At 49.1% G+C, this 3,967-nt stretch carries 3 protein-coding genes; all 3 read left to right on the top strand.

Going from position 1 to position 3,967, the window contains the following annotated elements; translation table 11 throughout:
* Positions 1–1,277, top strand: a 1,277-nt coding sequence (locus HOK28_11160; GenBank protein MBT6433645.1) for a response regulator, incomplete at its 5' end; no start/stop codon positions are given.
* A gap of 86 nt (positions 1,278–1,363) precedes the next feature.
* Positions 1,364–3,142, top strand: coding sequence for a hypothetical protein (locus HOK28_11155; GenBank protein MBT6433644.1), 1,779 nt, complete (start codon positions 1,364–1,366; stop codon positions 3,140–3,142).
* A 118-nt stretch (positions 3,143–3,260) separates the two neighbouring features.
* Positions 3,261–3,967 (top strand): hypothetical protein (locus tag HOK28_11150; protein ID MBT6433643.1); only part of this gene is annotated, 707 nt, incomplete at its 3' end.

The following is a 3,967-nucleotide window of genomic DNA, read 5'->3' as shown; positions in this document are numbered from 1 at the left end:
CGTTGGCTGAAGAAATGGGTGCGTCGGTTGGAGTTAAAAGTACCTGGGGAGAGGGCGCAACATTTTTCGCAAATTTCGCACTGGCTGAGCAGCCCGCTTCTGAAGTTGACGATATTGAATTCTCCGAGAAGGCTTGGTTGTTGGCTGATAAAGGTGCGACGGGAATCGCCTGTGAAGTTGAAGATATTGCAGAAGATTCTGCAGATGAGCCGATAAAGGGCGATGTAAAGGTTCTGGTCGTCGATGACTTAATGGAGATGAGAGAGCTTATCGCCAAGACACTGAAGGCGGAGGGCTATACTGTTCTTAAGGCGGCGAATGGTGAGCAGGCTTTCGAGGTTCTCATAGAGCATCGCCCAGACTTGGTCATAACTGATTGGATGATGCCTAAACTTTCTGGGCCAGATTTAGTAGCTAAGATTCGGGATCATGATGAGGTTTCCGGAACACCTTGTATTCTATTAACGGCTAAAAGTGACGTCGAAAGTAAGGTCATTGGGACGCAAATAGGTGCTGATGTTTTTCTGGGAAAACCATTTAACTCGCAGGAATTAGTCTCGGCGGTTCGGAACTTAGTTGCTCTGAAGGCTAAAGAAAAAGAAGTTGTCGATCTCAATCATTATATTACTGAGAGCGTGCTCAAGCGATACCTGCCGCCCTCGCTCATAACAGAGATAGTGGCTGGCAGATTGAGCATGGATAAGCCTGCGGAGCTTCGGCCCATTACGGTCTTGTTCAGCGACCTTGCGGGATTCACAAGAATCTCGGAGATTTTAGGTCCCGAACTGATTGCATCCTTCCTCAATGCATATTTCACTAAAATGAATGAAGTTATTTTTGAGCACGAGGGGACCATCGATAAGTTTATTGGTGACGCCATCATGGTGATGTTTGGTGCTCCGAATGATGTGGGCAGTGAAAAACAGGCCCGCTTGGCAGTTGCTTGTGCCCGTGCGATGCAGCGAGAGATGACGGCCTTGTGCAAGCAGTGGAATGATAACGGAGCCGGTGGTCTTAAAATGAGAATCGGAATACATCAGGGCCCGGCCGTGGTGGGTAATTTTGGCTCTGACCAGCGTTCTGATTACACCTGTATTGGACCTACGGTAAACTTGGCTGCCAGGATTGAGTCGGCGGCTTTGGATGGATCGACCTTTGTTTCTGGTGCAATCCGTTCTCATTTGGGAGAGGGTGAGGCCAGGCCTGCGGGTGAGTTTGAACTCAAGGGATTTAAGGAAAAGCAGACTCTTTACCGCGTTGTTGAGGAATCTAGCTGAGACAGCGCTGTGGCGCTTTGAGCCCTGCTTTATTCTAAGATAGAATATCAAGAGAACTCGGATGTATCATTACTTTGGGGGCAATTGTGGCGACCCATTCAGAGCCGTCCTATTTTACCTGGAGAACACTGGCGCTTGCGGTTTTAGCCGCGCTGATTTTCGGAGTGGTTTGGATAAGCCAACCAGATGTTGGTTTGGAAGCGGCTCGCAGTGTGACACTCCAGGCGGGGCACCGGCTTTATTTCGAAGCCACCGCTGACGGACAAATTATCTATACAAATGGGCCGCCCCGGCCGCCGCATCTATTTTCAAGAATTGTGAAAAAGAGTGGTTGGCGAACTTATATCTATTTGGAAACTCATTATGGGTCGTTTCTTCGATACAATCCTAAAACGGGTAAGATTGATGCATCGGGCAATCCCGATTTCTTTGGCAACCTTGAGCTCGACCCCGAGCTGCTCTTTTTAGAATGGCGCTCCGGCCGAATTACCCATCCTCTTAAAGACTCTAAACCTGCTCGCTCTGATGAGGCCAAAGCAACTCCGGCTGAGAAGTTTGAGCCGCAAACCAGTCCTGGAATGAGCACAGGCGAGCCGCCAGATCTGGGTGCGTTTAAAGATGATTTGGTCATACGTACCCGCGAGGATTTGTTATCGGTTTTTGGCTATCGATCGGTTGAAGGGGATGTCCGAATAGTGGGCACGGCGCTTAGTCACCTTGATGAACTCACAACATTAGAGTCTATTAAGGGCTCACTTATTATTGAGAACAATCGCGCATTGGTGTCGGTTCACGGTCTTCGAGGGTTACACTCGGTGGGCGGCGAAATACGGTTTGAGGGAAATAAAAGTTTACCAAACCTGGAGGGGCTAAGAAATCTACGAGAAGTTGGTAAGGGAATTCGAATTGCCAATAACCCTTCCTTGAGCACCTTGAGTGCGATGGGCTCGATACGGTCTCATGGAGGTCTGGATTTGGTTAACAATCAAAGCTTCCCAAAATGTGCTGAGGATTATCTGCTGAGCCGTGACGCGTTTAAAAAAGACCGAGCGACCTTGCTCTCGCATCGCACTGTACGGGAGGGTTGGGGTAGAGATAAGAGCTGTTCAGAGCCAACGCGTAAATTCCATAAACTGGCCCAAGATGTTTTAGACCGAGCACTGGAGCAAATGGCCCAGGCCATGTTGACACTCGACGAAGAGTTAAAAATGTCTATGGAGCAAAAATCGTCAGACCTTAAAGAGATGGAAAAAGAAGAGGCGGCCATGGAGGCTAGGCGTAAGGGTAAGCAAAGGGGGAATGGTGCGGGGCATGAGAATGGGGCACCTAAAGGGCAGCTTAACGAAGCCCAGTCGCCGGCGGCTTTTGTGATGCCATCGTTTGGAAATGAGGTGGGTGGAACAGAGCGGGTTGAGAAAATCGTTGCGGGCCATTTAAGAGGGCCATGTGTGCTCAAGGGTAAAGTGCTCAAGGGTAAAGTGCTCTCGGCGGAAGATCGAAGGAGGCGTTGCCAGGCCAAGCGGAAAAAGTGGCGAGTGACGATGAAGCGACCAGCCTACGTTTATATGTTGGAGAGCAAGCGTCAGCCGCAGCGGCGGCACATTGAATTTGGTTCCAACCCAGATGGGCGTTTGGCCCTGCATAATCAGGGCTTGATTATTGAAACAGCGGCCTTTTCTCCATGGAAAATGGTCTTGAAGAGAAAGTTTCCAAGCGGATTTGGTGCTCAAGAATATGTGAAAAAGCTTCGAGAAAAGTTGAAAAAACAAGAGAAGAGAAGGGCCGAACTCTTAAGGCAGCGAGCAGTACTGCTCAGAGACGAGCGGCGCAAGGCAGCTAAGTCAAAGAAGAGAGCATTTGATTAAAATAGTCGTGGCTTTGTTTTACGGCCAGGGACTTTGAGGCTTCCCTCATCTGTGGTTTATTCCACAGTGCCTGCACGGTTGCAGCTATATGTGGTGGAACTATTTTGACCGAGGTGTCATGCAAAAATTGATAGCCCGTTATCTAACCCCTTTGCTCGAAGTGACTGGCAATGAAGAGGTTCGCCGGGCGAGTGTCACCTACCATATAGCGGTTTCCGGCGTCGTTTTGGGTGTGGGGTACGCGGGAATGAATGCCCTACTGGGTATTTGGGTGGGTGCTTTAGCCAATCTTCTCTTTGGTTTGCTGTGGATGTTTATCGCGCGGCTTTGCCGAAGAGGGCACGTTAATAAAAGTCGCCATTTTATGCTTTTTGCAACGAATCTTCATATTTTACTCACAGCCCTGTTTATATTTGGACCGGAATGCGGCGGGCATCATTACTTATTGGCTTCTGCAACCGTTGGCTCGCTCTTTTTCACGCTGAATGAGTGGCCTTGGAAACTATTTTATCTCGTTTTTGGTTTAACGCTCTACATGCTGCTCGAGTACGAGCTTGTCTCTTATAATCCTGTAGAAACGATTCCACTCTCGGTGGCTCGATTATTCGAAGTCGTTTCGATTGGCGGCACCATCGGGTTCATTTTTATATTTTTATATTCCTACCAATTCGCGGTACTTCGGGCGGAGAAAAAGCTTGATAGAGCGCACCAGCGTTCCGAGGAACTCCTGCTCAATATTCTCCCGCTGCCCATCGCCGAGCGACTCAAGGTTGGCGAGTCGGTGGTAGACCGTTTTGAAGAGGTGACCGTCTTATTTGCCGACAT

Source organism: Deltaproteobacteria bacterium (genome assembly GCA_018668695.1).
Classification (GTDB): Bacteria; Myxococcota; XYA12-FULL-58-9; order XYA12-FULL-58-9; family JABJBS01; genus JABJBS01.
This window is presented reverse-complemented; position numbering and strand designations above follow the sequence as displayed.